20 protein-coding genes are annotated in these 17,145 nt (G+C 55.6%); 11 read left to right on the top strand and 9 right to left on the bottom strand.

All coding sequences use genetic code 11. The features are described 5' to 3' along the window. The first annotated feature begins 201 nt into the window (after nt 1–201). The 3 genes from EF096_RS16175 (at nt 202) to hda (ending at nt 3,301) form a co-directional block, all read left to right on the top strand. The gene (locus EF096_RS16175; protein WP_123890832.1) at nt 202–1,407 is read left to right on the top strand and encodes a DUF2066 domain-containing protein; all 1,206 of its coding nucleotides are present in this window, start codon (nt 202–204) and stop codon (nt 1,405–1,407) included. Between the two features lie 71 nt (nt 1,408–1,478). Continuing rightward, the gene (locus tag EF096_RS16170) at nt 1,479–2,588 is read left to right on the top strand and encodes an AI-2E family transporter (protein WP_123890831.1); all 1,110 of its coding nucleotides are present in this window, start codon (nt 1,479–1,481) and stop codon (nt 2,586–2,588) included. Continuing rightward, nucleotides 2,588–3,301 carry a DnaA regulatory inactivator Hda gene (gene hda, locus EF096_RS16165; protein WP_123890830.1) on the top strand — a complete coding sequence of 238 codons (714 nt, stop codon included), beginning with the start codon at nt 2,588–2,590 and terminating at the stop codon, nt 3,299–3,301. The genes EF096_RS16170 and hda overlap by 1 nt, the downstream gene beginning before the upstream one ends. 12 nt (nt 3,302–3,313) lie before the next feature. Here the strand turns inward: hda and EF096_RS16160 are convergent, their stop codons facing one another. From EF096_RS16160 to arsC, 3 genes are read right to left on the bottom strand one after another with little or no spacing between them, the layout of a single operon-like run. Beyond that, on the bottom strand, nt 3,314–3,730 hold the full coding sequence (locus EF096_RS16160; RefSeq protein ID WP_123890829.1) for a DUF2069 domain-containing protein: 417 nt from the start codon (nt 3,728–3,730) through the stop codon (nt 3,314–3,316). Next, nucleotides 3,723–4,340: an NAD(P)H:quinone oxidoreductase gene (gene wrbA / locus EF096_RS16155; RefSeq protein ID WP_123890828.1), complete on the bottom strand. Its 618-nt coding sequence runs from the start codon at nt 4,338–4,340 to the stop codon at nt 3,723–3,725. Before wrbA ends, EF096_RS16160 begins: the two co-directional genes overlap by 8 nt. Further along, a complete protein-coding gene (arsC, locus tag EF096_RS16150) occupies nt 4,337–4,690 on the bottom strand; it encodes an arsenate reductase (glutaredoxin) (protein WP_123890827.1) in 354 nt (117 codons plus the stop codon). Before arsC ends, wrbA begins: the two co-directional genes overlap by 4 nt. Before the next feature lie 102 nt (nt 4,691–4,792). On the opposite strand from arsC, the gene EF096_RS16145 reads away from it, so the two are divergent. From EF096_RS16145 to EF096_RS16135, 3 genes are read left to right on the top strand one after another with little or no spacing between them, the layout of a single operon-like run. Then, complete coding sequence (locus EF096_RS16145) at nt 4,793–6,061, top strand: YihY family inner membrane protein (RefSeq protein ID WP_123890826.1); 1,269 nt, start codon at nt 4,793–4,795, stop codon at nt 6,059–6,061. Next, the gene (locus EF096_RS16140; RefSeq protein ID WP_123890825.1) at nt 6,061–6,498 is read left to right on the top strand and encodes a TlpA family protein disulfide reductase; all 438 of its coding nucleotides are present in this window, start codon (nt 6,061–6,063) and stop codon (nt 6,496–6,498) included. Before EF096_RS16145 ends, EF096_RS16140 begins: the two co-directional genes overlap by 1 nt. A 42-nt stretch (nt 6,499–6,540) precedes the next feature. Further along, nucleotides 6,541–6,798, top strand: a complete 258-nt coding sequence (locus EF096_RS16135; RefSeq protein WP_235869772.1) for an acylphosphatase — start codon at nt 6,541–6,543, stop codon at nt 6,796–6,798. 39 nt (nt 6,799–6,837) lie between these two features. On the opposite strand, the gene EF096_RS16130 is transcribed toward EF096_RS16135, so the two are convergent. From EF096_RS16130 to EF096_RS16115, 4 genes are all read right to left on the bottom strand, one after another. Further along, nucleotides 6,838–7,401, bottom strand: coding sequence for a lytic transglycosylase domain-containing protein (locus EF096_RS16130; protein WP_123890823.1), 564 nt, complete (start codon nt 7,399–7,401; stop codon nt 6,838–6,840). Nucleotides 7,402–7,407: 6 nt separating this feature from the next. Further along, nucleotides 7,408–8,112 carry a hypothetical protein gene (locus EF096_RS16125; protein WP_123890822.1) on the bottom strand — a complete coding sequence of 235 codons (705 nt, stop codon included), beginning with the start codon at nt 8,110–8,112 and terminating at the stop codon, nt 7,408–7,410. Beyond that, nucleotides 8,112–9,845 (bottom strand): proline--tRNA ligase, encoded by a 1,734-nt coding sequence (locus EF096_RS16120; RefSeq protein WP_123890821.1) that lies wholly within the window; start codon nt 9,843–9,845, stop codon nt 8,112–8,114. Before EF096_RS16120 ends, EF096_RS16125 begins: the two co-directional genes overlap by 1 nt. Nucleotides 9,846–9,995: 150 nt before the next feature. Next, nucleotides 9,996–11,243: an OprD family porin gene (locus EF096_RS16115; RefSeq protein WP_123890820.1), complete on the bottom strand. Its 1,248-nt coding sequence runs from the start codon at nt 11,241–11,243 to the stop codon at nt 9,996–9,998. A gap of 313 nt (nt 11,244–11,556) precedes the next feature. Between EF096_RS16115 and EF096_RS16110 the strand changes: the two genes are divergently transcribed. Both EF096_RS16110 and EF096_RS16105 read left to right on the top strand, forming a co-directional pair. Further along, complete coding sequence (locus tag EF096_RS16110; RefSeq protein WP_123890819.1) at nt 11,557–11,985, top strand: HIT domain-containing protein; 429 nt, start codon at nt 11,557–11,559, stop codon at nt 11,983–11,985. Continuing rightward, nucleotides 11,985–12,212, top strand: coding sequence for a SlyX family protein (locus EF096_RS16105; protein ID WP_123890861.1), 228 nt, complete (start codon nt 11,985–11,987; stop codon nt 12,210–12,212). The genes EF096_RS16110 and EF096_RS16105 overlap by 1 nt, the downstream gene beginning before the upstream one ends. 56 nt (nt 12,213–12,268) lie before the next feature. On the opposite strand, the gene EF096_RS20820 is transcribed toward EF096_RS16105, so the two are convergent. Both EF096_RS20820 and EF096_RS16095 read right to left on the bottom strand, forming a co-directional pair. After that, a complete protein-coding gene (locus EF096_RS20820) occupies nt 12,269–12,910 on the bottom strand; it encodes a cold-shock protein (protein WP_305955065.1) in 642 nt (213 codons plus the stop codon). Nucleotides 12,911–13,068: 158 nt separating this feature from the next. Then, complete coding sequence (locus EF096_RS16095) at nt 13,069–13,539, bottom strand: Dps family protein (protein ID WP_123890818.1); 471 nt, start codon at nt 13,537–13,539, stop codon at nt 13,069–13,071. A 387-nt stretch (nt 13,540–13,926) separates the two neighbouring features. Here EF096_RS16095 and aspS point away from each other — a divergent pair, with 387 nt between their 5' ends. The 3 genes from aspS (at nt 13,927) to ruvC (ending at nt 17,132) form a co-directional block, all read left to right on the top strand. Then, complete coding sequence (aspS, locus tag EF096_RS16090) at nt 13,927–15,702, top strand: aspartate--tRNA ligase (RefSeq protein ID WP_123890817.1); 1,776 nt, start codon at nt 13,927–13,929, stop codon at nt 15,700–15,702. A gap of 67 nt (nt 15,703–15,769) precedes the next feature. Beyond that, nucleotides 15,770–16,516 carry a YebC/PmpR family DNA-binding transcriptional regulator gene (locus tag EF096_RS16085; protein ID WP_123890816.1) on the top strand — a complete coding sequence of 249 codons (747 nt, stop codon included), beginning with the start codon at nt 15,770–15,772 and terminating at the stop codon, nt 16,514–16,516. Nucleotides 16,517–16,604: 88 nt separating this feature from the next. Then, complete coding sequence (gene ruvC / locus EF096_RS16080; protein ID WP_123890815.1) at nt 16,605–17,132, top strand: crossover junction endodeoxyribonuclease RuvC; 528 nt, start codon at nt 16,605–16,607, stop codon at nt 17,130–17,132. The last annotated feature ends 13 nt before the right edge of the window (nt 17,133–17,145 follow it).

Below are 17,145 nucleotides of genomic sequence, written 5' to 3'. Positions count from 1 at the left end.
AAAATAAGTGGCTGGCGCAGGGGTTTCTGCGTTCTCGCCAGGATAGCGCGCTAGTTTAGCAATTCATGCTGGTCAGAGCCATGCCGAAGCGACTTTCTGCGCTTCGGTTGCTGCGTACCCAAGGCTTGTTTAATGTAGGGGGATATAACAAGCCGAAACCTCCCCGTTACCGGCGTATAGCCACCATGATGGACGTCTCCCATGTCATTGCTGCGATCCTGTCTGCTTAGTTTGTTGTGTTGTTTGCCTGTATTCGCCAATGCGGCGGTGCTGGAGACGCTTTATCAGGTCAATGTGCCTGCGACCGAGGACGCTGAAGAGGGCGCGCAACTGGATACCGCTACGCGCGTCATGCTGCATCGTCTGGCGGGTAGCAGTGTTGCTCTGAATAAGGGCGCGCTGGCGGAGGTGATGGCGGAACCCAGCAATGTCACTCGGCGTATCGATGCGATGGGTGAGGATGGCAGTCTACGCGTCGAGTTTGACCCTTTGTTGTTGCGTGAGGCATTGATCAAGGCGGATGTGCCAATGCTGGGGCTTAGCCGTCCCGGCATCCTGGTCTGGGCGGTACAGTCGACTATGTTGGGTGATGAGTTTCTGCTGCCCAGCAGTGAAATGGGGCAGGCGCTGCGCGAAGTCGCGGCCTACCGCGGTGTAGCCTTGACCCAGCCGCTGGCCGACCTGCAGGATCGTACCAGCGTGGCCGAAGCCAACGTGCTTGAGGCTGATGAGGCGGTATTGGCCGAGGCCAGCGCGCGCTATCCGGCCGAGGGCATATTGGCGCTGCAGGTGAAACAGGCTGATGAGCTTTGGGTCCTGCAATGGACGCTTTGGTTGAACGATCAGAAAGTGACCGGCAAGGCGCAGGCGGATATCCCACGCGAGGCCGCAGATACGATGATGCAGGAGCTGGCCGATGCAGTCTTTGCGCAATATGCGGTGACCAGTGTACCCAGTGATCAGCTAACGGGCTGGCGGTTGCATGTCAGCGGCATCAACAGTCTGGATAAATTCTCTCGTCTGCAGCGGATGCTGCAGCAGATGGGCACGCAGGATGTGCCGAAACTGGTATCTATGAAGGGCAGCAAGGTTGAGTTTGTGTTTGACTTCCCCGGAGACGAAGCGCAGCTGCAACGTATGCTTATGCTTGATCAGCGCCTGATAGCGGTGGATGCTCCTGTTGAACCTGTTGAACCTGTTGAACCTGTTGAACCTGCACTGTCGAATACGGTTGATAGCTCGGTTGACTCGGTAGATTCGGTTTCCGCAGGTGATGCGTCACCCGCAAGTGCTGGTGTGGTTGATGCTATTGAGGCGCCAGAGGCGGAGGAACTTGATGTTTTGCCACCCACTTTGCCGAGTACACCACAGGACAATCGCAAGTCACTTTACTACCGCTGGCGATAGGTTATCCTGCCCGCCAGTCGGCTTTGCGTACACGAGCGCGCAGCGGTTTCAGCTAAAACTAAGGATGGAATATGATCTCTGATTACCGTTGGTACTGGTCGGCGGGCTTGGTCGTTGTTGTGACCCTGATTTATTTCTTGCAGCCCATATTGTCACCCTTTCTGATTGGCATGCTGCTGGCCTACCTTGGTGATCCTCTGGTGGATAGGCTGGAGGAGCGCGGTTTGTCGCGCACCCTTGGGGTGGTGGTGGTCTTCACCGTGGCCTCCAGTGTGCTGATTCTGGCTTTGATTATCCTGATTCCGTTGTTGGGGCATCAGATTTCGACACTGCGCGATAACGTTCCGGCCATGATTGACTGGTTCCACAATTCCGCCTTGCCATGGGTTGAGGCGCGCCTGGGCATCAGCGTCAGTGATTTCCGTCTCGATAGCGTGCGTGACAGTCTCAAAGAGCATCTGGGGCAAACCACCAGCGTATTGGCTGCGGTGGTTACCAAGGCCACAAAGTCGACAATGGCGCTGATAACGCTCGCTGCGAATCTGGTGATGATCCCGGTGGTAGGTTTTTATTTGCTGCGTGACTGGGATCTGATCGTTGCTCGCTGCCGTGACATGATTCCACGCCATTATGAGCCCTTGACGGTCAAGCTGATGCACGACTGCGATGAGGTGCTGGGCGCCTTTATTCGTGGGCAGTTGCTGGTGATGGCGTGTCTTGGGGTTATTTACTGGCTTGGTCTGTGGATGGTTGGCCTTGAGTTGGCCTTGTTGATTGGCCTGCTGGCCGGACTCGCCAGTATCGTTCCCTATCTCGGCTTTTTTGTAGGTATTACGGCGGCCTTGCTTGCAGCGGTATTCCAGTTTGGCGATCTCTTCCATCTGGTCGCGGTGGTAGCGGTATTCAGTGTTGGGCAGATGATTGAAGGTATGGTGCTGACGCCGCTGTTAGTGGGGGATCGTATCGGCTTGCATCCCGTGGCGGTGATTTTTGCCATCCTTGCGGGCGGGCAACTGTTCGGCTTTGTTGGTATCCTGCTGGCCTTGCCGGTAGCAGCCGTTATTATGGTGTTGCTGCGGCATTTCTATCAGCGTTATCGCGACTCCGCAGCTTATGGGCATGCGCCGGTTGCAGCTGATGTCAGTGAAGACGTTGAGTCGAACGAGGTGGAACAGAAGTAATGGCAGGTGGGCAACCGATACAGTTACCGCTCGGCATCAAGCTGCGCGATGAAGCGACCTTTGCGAATTATTTTCACGGGCCCAATGATGCGGTCGTTGCTGCTGTGGCTGATTTCGCTGATTTGCAGCGCGAACCCCAGGACAATTGCTTGTTGCTCTGGGGGCCTGAAGGCTCAGGGCGCTCGCATTTGTTGCAGGCCGCCTGTCACGCGGTAGCTGACGCCGATGGGTTGGCCATGTATTTGCCCCTGGATGAACTTGCCGACGAATCGCCGACGTTGCTCGATGGAATGGAGTCAGTTGAGCTGCTGTGCCTTGATCAACTCGACGCGGTGGTGGGTCGCGCTGACTGGGAAGAGGCGCTATTCCATTTGTATAACCGTTTGCGAGAGCAGGGCGGCCGCCTGTTGATCGCCGCCAGTGCAGCCCCTCGCGCCTTGGGACTTGCTTTGCCTGACCTGGCATCGCGTCTGGGTTGGGGTTTGGTGTTTCAGCTGCAGGCGTTGGATGATCAGGGCAAGCAGGAAGTGCTGAAGTTACGCGCAGCGCAGCGTGGCCTGCAACTGAGTGACGAGGTGGCGCGTTATATCCTGAGCCGAGGCGCGAGGGGGATGGTTGAGCTTTTTGCTGCGCTCGAGCGCCTGGATCAGGCCTCGCTGCAGGCCCAGCATCGGCTGACGATTCCTTTCGTCAAGCGCGAAATGGGCTGGTAGTGCAAGAAGCGTTTAGCTCGATTGCTCCCCGGCTATTACTCGCTGGGCCTGAAACGACCAGCGTACAAAGTACAGCGCGGCGATAAAGTAGAGCACGCTCAGCCCACTCATAAGTAATCCGTAGTTCAGCCTTCCAGGCTGAAAGCAGATCAAGACGCCCTGAATAAAATACATGTTAATGGCAAAGCACAGCCAGGCATGCGTGCGTACATGGCCGATTAGAATGCCCGGTAGAAATATCGATAGCGGTAAGAGCTGAACAGCGATAATGATCACCGGGTTGGCGCCGTGCATATCAGCGTACAGCAGGTTGTACCCCAGCATGACGACTATCAGCCCCAGATAACCGATCAGTGCAATCCAGCGGCTGATCTTGATACGCGGTTGTAGATAGCTTAATGATGGCAGTAACTTCGGCTTTTTAGACACTGGCGGCACCTGCTGCAAGTTGTCGAGTAAGCCTGCCTACTCGTTTGCCGAGCGCAATGCAGAGCTCGTTCTCGTGCTTGTCGAGGCCGCGTTTGCCCTGGCTGCCAGCGTGATGACTGGCGCCGTAGGGCGTGCCGCCCCCTTGGGTCTCGGTCAGGGCCGTCTCGGTATAGGGTAGGCCGACCAGCAGCATGCCGTGATGCAGCAATGGCAGCTGCATGGATAGCAGGGTCGCTTCCTGGCCGCCGTGCAAGCTTGCCGTAGAGGTGAATACGGCGCCGGGCTTATTGCACAGGCTACCGGCTAACCAGAGATTGCTGGTGCCATCAATGAAGTACTTCATGGGCGCTGCCATGTTGCCAAAGCGGGTTGGGCTGCCCAAAATCAGCGCGGCACAGTGCTTGAGGTCGTCTTCACTACAGTAGACCGCGCCTTCGCCTGGAACCGGCGGCAGACTGCTGGTGGTTTCCGCTGCAACCGAGGGCACAGTGCGCAGCCGGGCTTCCAGTCCAGCCTGCTCTACTCCTTGAGCGATCTGTCTTGCCATTTCGGCGGTAGCACCATGGCGGCTGTAGTAGAGCACCAGAACATAAGGTGAGGCAGTGCTCATGCGAACAACTCCAATACCTTCTCGGGTGGCCGACCTATAACCGCCTTGCCGTCGCGAACCACAATTGGCCGCTCGATCAGTCGTGGATAATCTGCTAATGCCTGCACCAGTTGAGCTTCACTTAGTTCGGGATTATCCAGATTCAGTTCCTTGTAGGTATCTTCGCCTTTGCGCATGAGCTCGCGTGCGCTCATATTCAGCAGCAACAGTAGATCGCTTACGTCAGCACTGCTCAAGGGTTCTTCTATGTAGCGCACTATGTCGATATCTGCGCCTTGGTTCTCCAGTAACTCCAGGGTCTGGCGGGACTTGGAGCAGCGAGGATTGTGGTAAATGGTTACCTGAGACATGCTTTTCTCCTTGAAAAAGGCGGGTAGCGTTGCGCCGGGTGGCCTAAGCCTATGATGGGGTTTATTCTAAGCGCTAATGCATACCGCTGTCAGGGAGCTTGAATGCCGCGCCAACTTAACGTGTTTCTGCACTTTTGCCGTCACCTCTTGCGCCGCTTCAATGAAGACAACTGTGTCAAGAACGCAGCAGCGCTAACCTACACTACCCTGTTTGCCGTAGTACCTGTCATGACCGTAGCCTACGCCATGCTGGCTGCCATCCCGGCATTCGACCAGGTAGGTGGGCAGGTTGAGGAGTTCATTTTTAATAACTTTGTACCATCCACTGGCGCAGCGCTGCGAGAGCATCTTGGCGAGTTTTCCGACCAGGCCAGGCAGTTGACGGGTGTTGGCGTTGCCTTGTTGATGGTGACCGCGCTAATGATGCTCGTCAGCATCGAGAAAGCCTTTAACAACATCTGGCGTATTCGTCAGCCACGTCGTGGGCTGAGCAGCTTTCTGCTTTACTGGGCGGTGCTTAGTTTGGGACCGTTGCTATTAGGCTCGGGGTTTGTGGTCAGTACTTATCTGGCCTCAATGTCCTTTTTGCGTGAGGGCGTGGTGCAGGCTTTCGCCTGGCAGCTAGTGCTCTATTGGTTGCCCCTGTTGTTAAGCGTAGCGGCTTTTACCCTGCTTTTCGTGGCGGTGCCCAATACCCGTGTTCCGCTCAAGCACGGTGTCATCGGCGGGTTGTTTGTTGCTCTGCTGTTTGAGGGGGCCAAGGCCTGTTTTACCCTCTATGTGAAGCTCTTTCCCGGATACCAATTGATCTATGGTGCCTTCGCGGCAGTACCTATTTTCCTACTGTGGATATATGTCAGTTGGGTGATCATTCTGCTGGGTGCTGAAGTGGTCAGTAATATGGGAAGCGGTGCGGCTTGGCGGCGGCCAGAGCATCCCTGGATGATCAATCTGCTGGTGGTGCTGCGGGTGTTTCTGCAAGCGCAGGCCAAGGGCGATCAGGTCGATTTGGTACGGGTCAATGATACCGGCTGGTCGCTGCACGAAGATCAATGGATACGCTTGACCGAATGGCTTGAGAGCGAACAGATTATTACTCGTACTCAGCAAGGCTCTTATGTGTTGTGTCGTGACCTCGGTACACTGGAGTTGAGCAGCTTGCTGGAACGTATGCCCGAGCCAATGCTGACCAACGAGAACCTTCCTGCTGCGGTTTTGGGGGCTGGGGAATGGTTTCCGGCGTTTAGTGAAGCGCTTGCAAATGCCGATGAAGCAAGGCGCAGTGCCTTGAAAGGTAGTGTGAAACACTGGTTGATTGACCCGCAACCGGCCAGGGCCGAGCCGGAGCAGCTTATGGAAAAGGTGTGCTGATGCTGTTTATCAGGAGTACTCTGCTACTGGTGATCTGCCTATTGTCGGCCTGTGATGCGCCGGGATGGCTGGATCAGCACGGAAATACCCTGACTCGCGATCAGCTGACGGGAAAGCGTGTGGTGGTTAATTACTGGGCTCAGTGGTGCGCACCTTGCCGTGAAGAGCTGCCAGAGCTGAACCGCCTGGCACGGGACTTTCCGCACGCCCTGATCATCGGTATCGACTTTGATGCGGCCAAGGGTGATGCGTTACTGGCTGCGACTGAAAAGATGGGTATTGAGTTTGCCGTGCTAGGTCATGACTTTGCTGCTGACCTGGGGCTGGAAAAGCCAGCGGTCTTGCCCACCACCTACATTCTTGATGAGCAAGGTGAGCTGGTGCATACCTTGCGAGGGCCGCAGCACTACGACGACATTGCAGCGCTGCTGCAATAATTCGCTGATCAATCTGGTGAGGTTTGAATGAGCTCTCTCTGTATGCAAGTAAAGATTTCTGGCAAGGTGCAAGGCGTTGGTTTCAGACAGGCTGCGGTGCGACAAGCTGCGCAGCTATCGGTCGATGGCTGGGTGCGCAATGAGGACGACGGCACTGTCTCTGCGCTGGTGTGTGGTGAGGTCGACGCGGTCGAAGCGATGCTGGCTTGGCTTGGCAAAGGGCCGTCAGGCGCGGAGGTCGGTGGGCTGGCTGCAAGTACGTGCGCCTGGCAGGATATTGCAGGTTTCGTGCAGTTCTAGATGTCACAGAGGCCGGGTTGCACAGTAAGCAGGTGCAACCTATTCGTTGACATACCAATAGGTGTACCAGTAATCGAGCACTTTGTCTGGATAGCGGTTGCTACCCAGGCTGCCGTTGTAGCGAGCTAGCGCGCGGCGAAGGTTGCCATGCTCCTTGTCCATATAGAACTTCAAGATGGCGCAGCCGTAGCGCAGGTTGGTTGCCAGATCTATGAGGTTGTCGTCTTGTCTGCCCAGCTCGGCTTTCCAGAAAGGCATGACCTGCATGACGCCTTGAGCGCCCACGCGCGACAGGGCATAGCGGTCAAACAAGCTCTCGGCATGCATGACAGCGATAACCAGGTCAGGTTTCAGGTTGGCTCGTCGCGCCTCCCGGTGGGTCAGGCGCAGCAGCGTCAAGCGCTCTTCTTCATCCTTGATGAAGGGCGCTAGCCGGGTGGACATATCCATCAGCCATACTTCGGCATCAAATCGATCCTGAAAGCTCTCCGACTGCGCAATGGTGCGCATCAAGGATGCTTTTAGCTCCGGATCTACCTCTGTCGCCAGCACCGAGGCGCTAAATTGCAGAGACCATATAAGGACAACAAGCCGTGATAGCATCAGCTGTTACTCGCCTGCTGTTGCGTCACCCAGCGCCTGAATGAAATCACCTTGTAGTTGGGGGTCGCCGGTGGTGAGCAAAATCAGCATGTTCTCCAACTGGCTTGACTCCTCGTTGAGCCCCAAAGCGGCTAGCCGCTGTACGCGATGCACCCACTGATTTACATCATCCTCTTCAAGGTTGTCGTAAATCAGCTTCTCGGCTTCCTGCAGCTTGCCGCGCAGGCCTCGATCTACCAGTAGCGTCGTTTCCGTTTGTACGCCAGGTTCAGCAATGGCGGTCAGTCGGATGATACGCACTTCGTCAAAGTTGAGCCCGACGAAGTCTTCGTCCAACAGGTTCAACCGCAGTTGGCCATCCTGATCAGTCTGGCGACTGACGCGCACCTCGCCGATTGCCAGGTTTACCCGTTGGTTGGCCCAGGGCAGGCTCTGAAACTGATCCTGCTGGTCTATCGGGTTGCCCGCGCTATCGAGTTGAGTCACCGTATACAGCCGGCTCTCGGTCACCTTGATACTGCGATGCGGTGTATCCATCACCTTGGGCTCGCCAGCGTCAATACTGAGGCTGTGGCTGACCAGCTCGCGCTCAATGCTACCGCTGCTCGGCTCATTACCCCCTGGCTGCGCTGCACACGCCTGGAGCAGAACAAGTACTGCGCCGGCCCAGGCCAGACGAGCATACCCTGGTGACAGGTTCGAGGTGTTCATCAGGCTTGCTGTAACCGGGTCAGTAAATGATCAAGCATGGCATCAGCTGCAACGGTGGTCGCTTCCTTGTCTCCGCGGAATTTATACTCGAGCTGACCGTCAGCGAGGCCGCGATCACTGATAACGACGCGATGGGGGATGCCAATAAGGTCCATATCGGCAAACTTGACCCCGGGGGAGACTTTCTTGTCTCGGTCGTCCAGTAGTACATCGATGCCAGCTTTGCTTAGCCCATCGTATAGCGCCAGGGTTGCTTCTTTAACCGCCTCGGAGCTTTCCAGCTTCATCGGTATCAGAGCCACCTGGAAGGGGGCTAGCGCATCGGGCCAGAGAATACCTCGGTCGTCGTAATTCTGTTCGATGGCGGCGGCGACTACGCGAGAAACACCAATGCCATAGCAGCCCATGGTCAGGGTGGCCGTCTTGCCATTTTCGTTAAGCACGGTGCAGTTCATTGCCTGGCTGTACTTTTGACCTAGCTGAAAAATATGCCCCACTTCGATACCGCGTTTGATGACCAGTGTGCCGTCGCCATCAGGGCTGGTATCGCCCTCGACGACATTACGCAGATCAGCAGCTTCATCAAAGTGCGCATCACGCTCCCAGTTAACGCCGGTGAAATGCTTGCCATCCTGGTTGGCGCCGCAGACGAAGTCAGCCAGGTGAGCGGCGCTGTGATCGGCGATGACCTTGATGTCCATGCCGACTGGGCCAATGGAACCAGGCTTGCAGCCAATGGCTGCAATTATCTGCTGCTCGCTCGCAAAGGTAAGCGGGGACATGATCGCAGGATGATTTTCAGCCTTGATCTCATTCAGCTCGTGATCGCCGCGCAGCACCAGTGCAATCAGCGACTGCGGCTTGTCTTCTTCCTCTGCGGCCAACACGATCAGGGTCTTGACTGACTGCTCGGCAGGCAGCTGCAGGAAGCTGCTGACGGCGGCGATGGTCAGTTGGTCGGGGGTGTCGACCAGTGTTTTTTGCTGTGACGGAGCAGGGCGCTCGCCCTGTGGCAGCTGGGCAGTCGCTTTTTCCATGTTGGCGGCATAGTGACCGCTATCGGAGAACACGATGGCATCCTCACCTGATTCGGCGAGGACGTGGAACTCGTGCGAGCCTTCGCCGCCAATAGAGCCGTTGTCGGCAACGACCGGGCGGAAATCCAGACCCAGGCGAGAAAAAATATTACAGTAGGCCTGATACATTGCGTCATAGGTCTGCTGCAGCGACTCCTGGCCGAGATGGAAGGAGTAAGCATCCTTCATCAGGAATTCGCGGCCGCGCATCAAGCCAAAACGCGGACGAATTTCGTCACGAAACTTGGTTTGAATCTGATACATGTTTATCGGCAGCTGCTTGTAGCTGGATATCTCGTTGCGGACCAGGTCGGTGATCACTTCTTCGTGGGTCGGCCCTACGCAGAAATCGCGGTCATGACGGTCCTTCAGGCGCAACAGCTCAGGACCGTACTGCTCCCAGCGACCTGATTCCTGCCATAGTTCAGCAGGCTGAATAGCCGGCATCAGCACTTCCAGTGCGCCGGCCTTATCCATCTCTTCACGCACCACGGCTTCGACTTTGCGCAGCACGCGCAATCCCATCGGCAGCCAGGTGTAAAGTCCGGAGGCGATCTTGCGAATCATGCCGGCTCGCAGCATTAGCTGATGGCTGATGACGGTGGCGTCGGAAGGGGTTTCCTTCAGAGTAGAGATAAGATACTGGCTGGTACGCATGGGCGGGGTTTGTCCTGAAATTGCGGGCAGATATTGCGGGTATTGTACGATTGTGTCGGGGAGCCGTATAGCCTGTCGGCATGACTTGGCAGGGGTAAAGCAAAATAAAAAAACCCGGCCTGAGCCGGGTTTTTTATACTGCCTGGTTGCTTAGAGCAGGTTCCAGGTGTAACCGACGATCAGACGGTTCTCGTCGACGTCGCCGTTAACGCCTCGGCCGTTAGTGCTGGTGCCGACATTTTGGCGTACAGTCGCATTGCGCCAGCGAATGTTGAGACCTTCCAATGTACCATTTTGTACAGTGTACTTCAGCTCACTATCACGTTCCCAGCGAGAGTCGGAAAGGCCAGGAGCTACATCAATGTCATCACCTTTGATGTAGCGTGTCATGAAGCTCAAGCCGGGAATACCCATGCCTGCGAAGTCGTAGTCATAGCGAGCCTGGTAAGACTTCTCGTCCTTGCCATTGAAATCCAGATACTGGATAGAGTTGGCCAGGAAGATGTCGCCGTCAGTGTAGTAGTAGCCTGCGTCACCATTCATTTCCTGGTAAGCAACACCAAAGGCGTGGTTGCCAGCGCCCAAAGTGAAGGCCAGAGATGCTGCCTGGTTGTCTACTTCTTCTCCATCCGAGCTATTTTCATCGCTGGTGTCGTAGTAAGCAAAGTTGGTGTTCAGGCTCAGATCATCGCCCAGTGGCATGGTCCAGTCAGCGCCCACAAAGTAGCGGTCGTAGAAGTCTTCAGCTTCCGCGCCGTACAAAGTTACACTCAGGTTGTCGGTGAAAGTGTAAGTACCGCCGAGGTAGGTCAGGTCGTCACCATCGGTGATTGCGCCGTCAGTTTCGTTGGGCTGATTCATTTCACTGCGGTCGGTCAGGCGACCGGCTTCAACGAAGAGGCCATCGATAGACTGGTTGGTGATGCTGTAGCCTTGATAATGGCTGGGCAGCAAACGGGCGTCGTCGTAAGCGGCAACTGGGTTTTCTGGCATATGAACGCCGTAACGCAGTACGGTATCGTCCAGGATGGCCATCTTAACTGCGCCACGGATTTCTGAGTATTCGTCATCGGCATCGTTGTTGCCGTCGACAGGCAGTAGGCCTGTGCCGGAGCGCCCACGACCGCTGTCCAGCTTGATGCCCATGGAAGCGATAACGTCAGCACCGAAGCCAATTGGGCCTTGAGTGAAGCCAGACTCGAAGTTCATCAGGAGGCTGGTAGCAGACTCTTCGCGCTTGCCTATGCCGTTGTTGTCGCGACCATTGCGGAAATCACGGTTGAAATAAACGGTGCGGTTGTAAAGGGTCGCGGAAGCGCCTTCAATAAATAAACCCTTCGCCTTCTGCCATTGCGCTGCTGGCCAGCATGCCGTTACCGGCTGCGACCGCGAGTGCAAGCGAACTCCATTTAACTACGTTTTTCATCGGTGTGCTCCTTGATAGAAAAAATGCAAAACAACGAGGCTTTTGGCAGCCCTGAAATTCTTGTTTTCGCAGGACATTAAAGCATTTAAGCAAAATATGTTAAAGCAAGCGCCTCAAAAACAGTATCTTGTTACAACAACGTTATAGAGCATTAAAAGTTATTTATCGACTTTTTTTGTTCGTTTTTGTGAACGGTCTGCATTTTATGTTGTCCGTCCCGGCGCGTGGGATGGCTTAAAATTGGTGGGGCGCTTTGAGCGCCTGCTGGCTAATCGGAGTTTTTTCATGTTTTATCTTCACCCGCAATTAGACAAAGATTGCATAGTCGTGGGCGACTTCCCGCTATGCCGGCTTTTGTTGAGTAAGGACTCACGCTATCCCTGGTTTATTCTGGTGCCTCGCAAACAGGATATTACAGAGATTTTCCAGCTGAGTGAAAGTGATCAGGCGCAGCTGAGTCGGGAATCAATCCATTTGTCGCGCACCCTGCATCAGGTCTATGAGGCGGATAAGTTGAACGTGGCGGCTTTGGGCAATATGGTCAGTCAGCTGCACATTCATCATATTGTGCGTTATCACGGCGACGACGCCTGGCCGGCGCCCGTTTGGGGGCGGCTACCTGCGAAGGCATACAAGCCTGGTGATATTGCAAGGCGACTTGAACCCCTGCGTTTGGCGCTAAGAGAAGATTTTAAATTTGCGGAGACAGCATGATGAGTGTTGGTGAGTCAAAGGTGTGGCAGGCACGCCTGGATGAGCTGGAAACCCGTTTGGCGTTTCAGGATGACACTATTCAGAGTCTTAATGATGCCCTGGGTCAACAGCAGATATTGTTGGAAAAGATGCGGCGTTCGCTAGAGCTGATTGCCAAAAGACAGGCCGAGATGGTGACGCTTATGCCGGGTGAATCCAGTGATGATCAGCCGCCACCCCACTACTGAGAGCGGACAGCTAAATACTGGGGCCTGGACAGTGATGTCGCAGGCCCCAGCCTTTTTTAGCTGATGATGTCGACCTGTTCAGCTTGCAAGCCTTTTTCGCGTTCGGCTACTACGTAGCTGACACGCTGTCCTTCCTGCAGAAAGCGGTGTCCTTCGCCCTGAATGGCGCGAAAGTGCACAAAGATATCAGAGCCAGAGTCGCGGGAAATAAAGCCGAAGCCCTTGTTGGTATTGAACCATTTCACCGTGCCCTCTTCGCGCTTTTCGCCTTTGGATGGCTTTGCAACTTTGGTTTTCGTCTTTGGCTTGGCAGGAGCGGCCGCTTGGCGGCGAGCTATCAGGCTCTTCAGTTCGCAGCCCAGTACCAGCGCTGTGTGCAGGCAGACGCCGACGATGCTCATGCTTAGCGCCCAGATTGCCAGCGTGGAAATGGTGCTGTTTATGACCAAGGCGCTGAAGGCGATGCACGCAGCGATGATCATTAGTGCGGATGCCAGCAAAGCCACTGCGCCGGGCAAGCCGCTCTCGGCGTGCTCGCGCTGGTTATGTTGCTGCAAGTTGATCAGGCCAGTCAGTAGGGCGAGCAGGCCGATGTGATCTATAGGGCTGCTTTCAGTCAGGAACGGGATAATGCTGTAGAGGCCAGCGAGCAATGCCGCGAGACCAATGGTCAAATGCAGGTAACGAAGGATTTTCAAATTATTCACCCTGAATACGTATTGTGATGGTGTTGCTGCGAATTAAATTTAGCGGCCGCATGGTTTGGTTGGCCGCGCCGCACTCTAACCCGAAATCCGCTTTGCTACCAAGGTATATCAGGGGCGCTGGCAGCGGTTTGGCCGCCAGCGCTGGGGTCTTAGCTTTCCAGCAGGCTACGTAGCATCCAGGCGGTTTTTTCGTGCACTTGCATTCGCTGGGTTAGCAGGTCAGCAGTAGGTTCGTCGTGTGTCTCGTCACAGACCGGGAAGATACTGCGTGAGGTGCGCACACAGGCTTCATGACCTTCTACCAAAAGTTTGATCATGTCCTTGGCTTCGGGTACGCCGTCTTCCTCTTTGATTGAGCTCAGTTCGACAAACTGTTTGTAAGTACCTGGTGCCGGGAATCCTAGGGTGCGGATACGCTCGGCGATTTCATCGACAGCCAATGCTAGTTCGTTATAGTGCGTTTCGAACATCAGGTGCAGTGTCTGGAACATCGGGCCTTTGACGTTCCAGTGGAAGTTATGGGTTTTTAAATAGAGCGTGTAAGTGTCCGCAAGCAGGTGGGAAAGCCCGTCAGCGATTTTTGCGCGATCTGCTTCGGTAATGCCGATATCAATTTTCATTATGGCTCCTTGCTTTGGTCCGAACTAGGTAATCTTCAGATCAATAAAGTGTGCGTCAGTTCCGATCAGTGGCAACAATTTACCGGGTCGCCTGGAGTAAATCTACAGCGCTGGTGCTGATCCTGCCTGGTACGGTTGTGCTGCGACATGCTGTTTTGCTCGTATTTGGCGGCCGTGCGAGCGGATGATGTGCCAGCGGCCAAGAGCGTCGCTCGGCTACTGAGACCGCCAGTCATCGCACTCAGCGGCAAACTGCTGCGGTTATGTCTCCCATTGATGCCCGGTTTTCCGGTATATTATGCCGTTTTTATCCGCGCGCCTTTTTCAGCGGCACAAGCCGGTGCGTTCGGATACTTCCATTTTGCCGATCACAGGAAGCTCCACACCATGATGCGTACCCACTATTGCGGCCAGTTGAATGAAACGCTGGCGGATCAGGAAATCACTCTTTGCGGCTGGGTTCATCGCCGTCGCGACCACGGTGGTGTGATTTTTCTTGATATTCGCGATCGTGAGGGCCTGGCTCAGGTGGTGTTTGATCCTGATCGTGAGGAAACCTTCGCTCTGGCTGATAGTGTGCGTAGCGAGTACGTAGTGCGGATTCGCGGCAAGGTGCGCGCTCGCCCTGCCGGTGCGGTCAATCCGAACATGGCGTCCGGTGCCATTGAAGTGCTGGGCTATGAGCTGGAAGTGCTCAATCAGGCAGAAACGCCGCCGTTCCCGCTGAATGAGTACTCCGACGTCGGCGAAGAAACCCGTCTTCGTTATCGTTTTATCGACCTGCGTCGTCCAGAGATGGCTGCCAAGCTGAAACTGCGCTCGCAGATCACCAGCAGCATTCGTCGTTATCTCGATGAGAATGGCTTCCTTGATGTGGAAACCCCCATTCTCACCCGTGCCACCCCTGAAGGTGCGCGCGATTATCTGGTGCCTAGCCGCACCCATCCCGGCCATTTCTTCGCACTACCGCAGTCGCCCCAGCTGTTTAAACAGCTGCTGATGGTGTCGGGCTTTGATCGTTACTATCAAATCGCCAAGTGTTTCCGCGATGAGGATCTGCGCGCTGATCGTCAGCCCGAGTTTACCCAGATCGATATTGAAACCAGCTTCCTCGATGAAGCCGATATCATGGGGCTGACTGAAGGCATGATTCGTCAGCTGTTCAAGCAGGTGCTGGATGTCGATCTTGGCGATTTCCCGCATATGACCTTTGAAGAAGCCATGCGCCGTTACGGCTCTGACAAGCCGGATCTGCGTAACCCGCTGGAGTTGGTAGACGTTGCTGATCAGTTGGCTGGCGTCGAGTTCAAGGTGTTCAGCGGCCCGGCAAATGATCCAAAGGGCCGTGTTGCTGCGTTGCGCGTGCCAGGCGGTGCCAGCATGCCGCGTAAACAGATTGACGATTACACCAAGTTTGTCGGCATCTATGGCGCCAAGGGTTTGGCCTATATCAAGGTCAACGAGCGCGCGAAGGGGCTGGAAGGTTTGCAGTCGCCGATCGTCAAGTTCATTCCGGAAGAGAACCTGGAAGTTATCCTGGATCGCGTTGGTGCGGTTGATGGTGACCTGGTTTTCTTCGGTGCAGACAAGGCCAAGATCGTTTCTGAAGCGCTGGGCGCTTTGCGTATCAAGCTGGGTACCGATCTGGAGCTACTGACATCCGAGTGGGCGCCGCTGTGGGTTGTCGACTTCCCGATGTTCGAAGAGAACGATGATGGCTCGCTGTCCGCCCTGCATCACCCGTTCACCGCACCCAAGTGCTCCCCGGAAGAGCTGCAGGCCGAGCCCGCGACGGCACTCTCACGCGCCTATGACATGGTGCTCAATGGTACCGAGCTGGGTGGTGGTTCGATCCGTATTCACCGCAAGGAAATGCAGCAGGCGGTGTTCAATATTCTGGGCATCAGCGCCGAGGAGCAGCAGGAGAAGTTCGGCTTCCTGCTTGACGCGCTGAAGTTTGGCGCGCCACCGCACGGTGGTCTGGCTTTTGGTCTGGACCGTCTGGTGATGCTGGTCACGGGTGCGCAGTCGATTCGTGAAGTGATTGCCTTCCCGAAAACCCAGAGTGCGGCCTGTGTTATGACGCAAGCGCCGGGTCTGGTCGATCAGAAGGCGCTGCGCGAGTTGAATATTCGTCTGCGCGAGCAGGCCAAGGTCGAGTAATGCGCAGGGTCTGCTCCGTCTGATGGCGGAGCAGGGCAATGTATTCAGGTATTCGGAGTCAAGGGTTATGGCCGGTCATTCCAAGTGGGCCAATATCAAGCATCGCAAGGCAGCGCAGGATGCCAAGCGCGGCAAGATCTTTACCAAGCTGATTCGTGAGTTGACGGTATCGGCGAGAGTGGGCGGCGGTAATCCGGCGGACAACCCCCGCTTGCGCACTGCGGTCGATAAGGCGCTGGGTGCGAACATGACCCGCGACACCATCGACCGTGCTATTGCTCGGGGTGACGGCAGCAATGATGCCGATAACATGGAAGAGCTCACCTACGAGGGCTACGGTGCCGGCGGTGTGGCTATTCTGGTTGAAGCCATGACCGATAACCGTAATCGCACCGTGAGTGAAGTGCGCCACGCGTTTAACAAGTGTGGTGGTAACTTGGGTACGGATGGCTCAGTCGCCTATCTGTTTACCAAGCGCGGGCAGATCAGTTTTGCGCCGGGAGTGGATGAAGATGCACTCATGGAGGCGGCACTGGAGGCAGGTGCTGAGGATGTGGTCGCCAATGATGACGGCTCGTTCGACGTATTTAGCCGCTTTGAAGACTTTGGTACGGTACGTGACGGGCTTGAATCAGCCGGCTTTGGTGGCGATTCCGCTGACGTAGCTATGATCCCCAGTACGGTGGCGGAGCTGGATCTGGATACCGCCGAGAAGATCGTGCGCCTGGTCGATATGCTGGAAGATCTGGACGATGTGCAAAACGTCTATTCCAACGCAGAAATCAGCGACGAAATCATCGAGCAGCTAGGGTGAACCTGGCGTAGACTCTGACCCAAGGGAGGCTGGCGCCTCCCTTTTTTATAGCGATTTCACGGTACTGAACGGCGAGGGCTGCAGCGTAATGTCACTGATACTGGGGATTGACCCCGGCTCGCGGATTACCGGTTTCGGTATCGTGCGACACCAGGCTGGCCGCTGTGAATATGTTACCTCTGGCTGTATTCGTCTTGGCGATGGCCCATTTCCTGAGCGCCTGCAAAAGATTTTTCAGTATCTATCCGAGTTGATAACCCAGTACCAACCGACTGTTGTCAGCATCGAGCAGGTGTTTATGGCGCGCAATCCGGACTCGGCTCTGAAGCTGGGGCAGGCAAGGGGAGCGGCTATTGTCGCTGCGGTTAATGCCGGGTTGGCGGTGAATGAGTACAGCGCAAGGCAGGTAAAGCAATCAGTGGTAGGGACCGGCGCAGCGGATAAGAAGCAGGTGCAGCATATGGTGACCCAGTTGCTGAGCCTGGCCGGTACGCCGCAAGCCGATGCCGCTGATGCGCTGGCGATCGCGCTTTGTCATGCGCACCTCAGCGGCGTACAGAAACAGTTGGGCAATTCGGCGTTGGCGATGCGTTCTGGTCGCCTGCGCCGGCGTTGAACAGAATCAGGGA

It is taken from the genome of Pseudomonas neustonica (assembly GCF_003797945.1).
In the GTDB taxonomy this organism is placed as follows: Bacteria; Pseudomonadota; Gammaproteobacteria; order Pseudomonadales; family Pseudomonadaceae; genus Halopseudomonas; species Halopseudomonas neustonica.
Note: the sequence above shows the minus strand (reverse complement) of the source record. Positions and strands in the feature narration are given on the sequence as shown.

Coding starts and splice junctions, on each gene's coding strand:
- EF096_RS16175 (WP_123890832.1), top strand. CDS start 202: ATGTCATTGCTGCGATCCTGTCTGCTTAGTTTGTTGTGTTGTTTGCCT.
- EF096_RS16170 (WP_123890831.1), top strand. CDS start 1,479: ATGATCTCTGATTACCGTTGGTACTGGTCGGCGGGCTTGGTCGTTGTT.
- hda (WP_123890830.1), top strand. CDS start 2,588: ATGGCAGGTGGGCAACCGATACAGTTACCGCTCGGCATCAAGCTGCGC.
- wrbA (WP_123890828.1), bottom strand. CDS start 4,340: ATGAGCACTGCCTCACCTTATGTTCTGGTGCTCTACTACAGCCGCCAT.
- arsC (WP_123890827.1), bottom strand. CDS start 4,690: ATGTCTCAGGTAACCATTTACCACAATCCTCGCTGCTCCAAGTCCCGC.
- EF096_RS16145 (WP_123890826.1), top strand. CDS start 4,793: ATGCCGCGCCAACTTAACGTGTTTCTGCACTTTTGCCGTCACCTCTTG.
- EF096_RS16140 (WP_123890825.1), top strand. CDS start 6,061: ATGCTGTTTATCAGGAGTACTCTGCTACTGGTGATCTGCCTATTGTCG.
- EF096_RS16135 (WP_235869772.1), top strand. CDS start 6,541: ATGCAAGTAAAGATTTCTGGCAAGGTGCAAGGCGTTGGTTTCAGACAG.
- EF096_RS16130 (WP_123890823.1), bottom strand. CDS start 7,401: ATGCTATCACGGCTTGTTGTCCTTATATGGTCTCTGCAATTTAGCGCC.
- EF096_RS16125 (WP_123890822.1), bottom strand. CDS start 8,112: ATGAACACCTCGAACCTGTCACCAGGGTATGCTCGTCTGGCCTGGGCC.
- EF096_RS16120 (WP_123890821.1), bottom strand. CDS start 9,845: ATGCGTACCAGCCAGTATCTTATCTCTACTCTGAAGGAAACCCCTTCC.
- EF096_RS16110 (WP_123890819.1), top strand. CDS start 11,557: ATGTTTTATCTTCACCCGCAATTAGACAAAGATTGCATAGTCGTGGGC.
- EF096_RS16105 (WP_123890861.1), top strand. CDS start 11,985: ATGAGTGTTGGTGAGTCAAAGGTGTGGCAGGCACGCCTGGATGAGCTG.
- EF096_RS16095 (WP_123890818.1), bottom strand. CDS start 13,539: ATGAAAATTGATATCGGCATTACCGAAGCAGATCGCGCAAAAATCGCT.
- aspS (WP_123890817.1), top strand. CDS start 13,927: ATGATGCGTACCCACTATTGCGGCCAGTTGAATGAAACGCTGGCGGAT.
- EF096_RS16085 (WP_123890816.1), top strand. CDS start 15,770: ATGGCCGGTCATTCCAAGTGGGCCAATATCAAGCATCGCAAGGCAGCG.
- ruvC (WP_123890815.1), top strand. CDS start 16,605: ATGTCACTGATACTGGGGATTGACCCCGGCTCGCGGATTACCGGTTTC.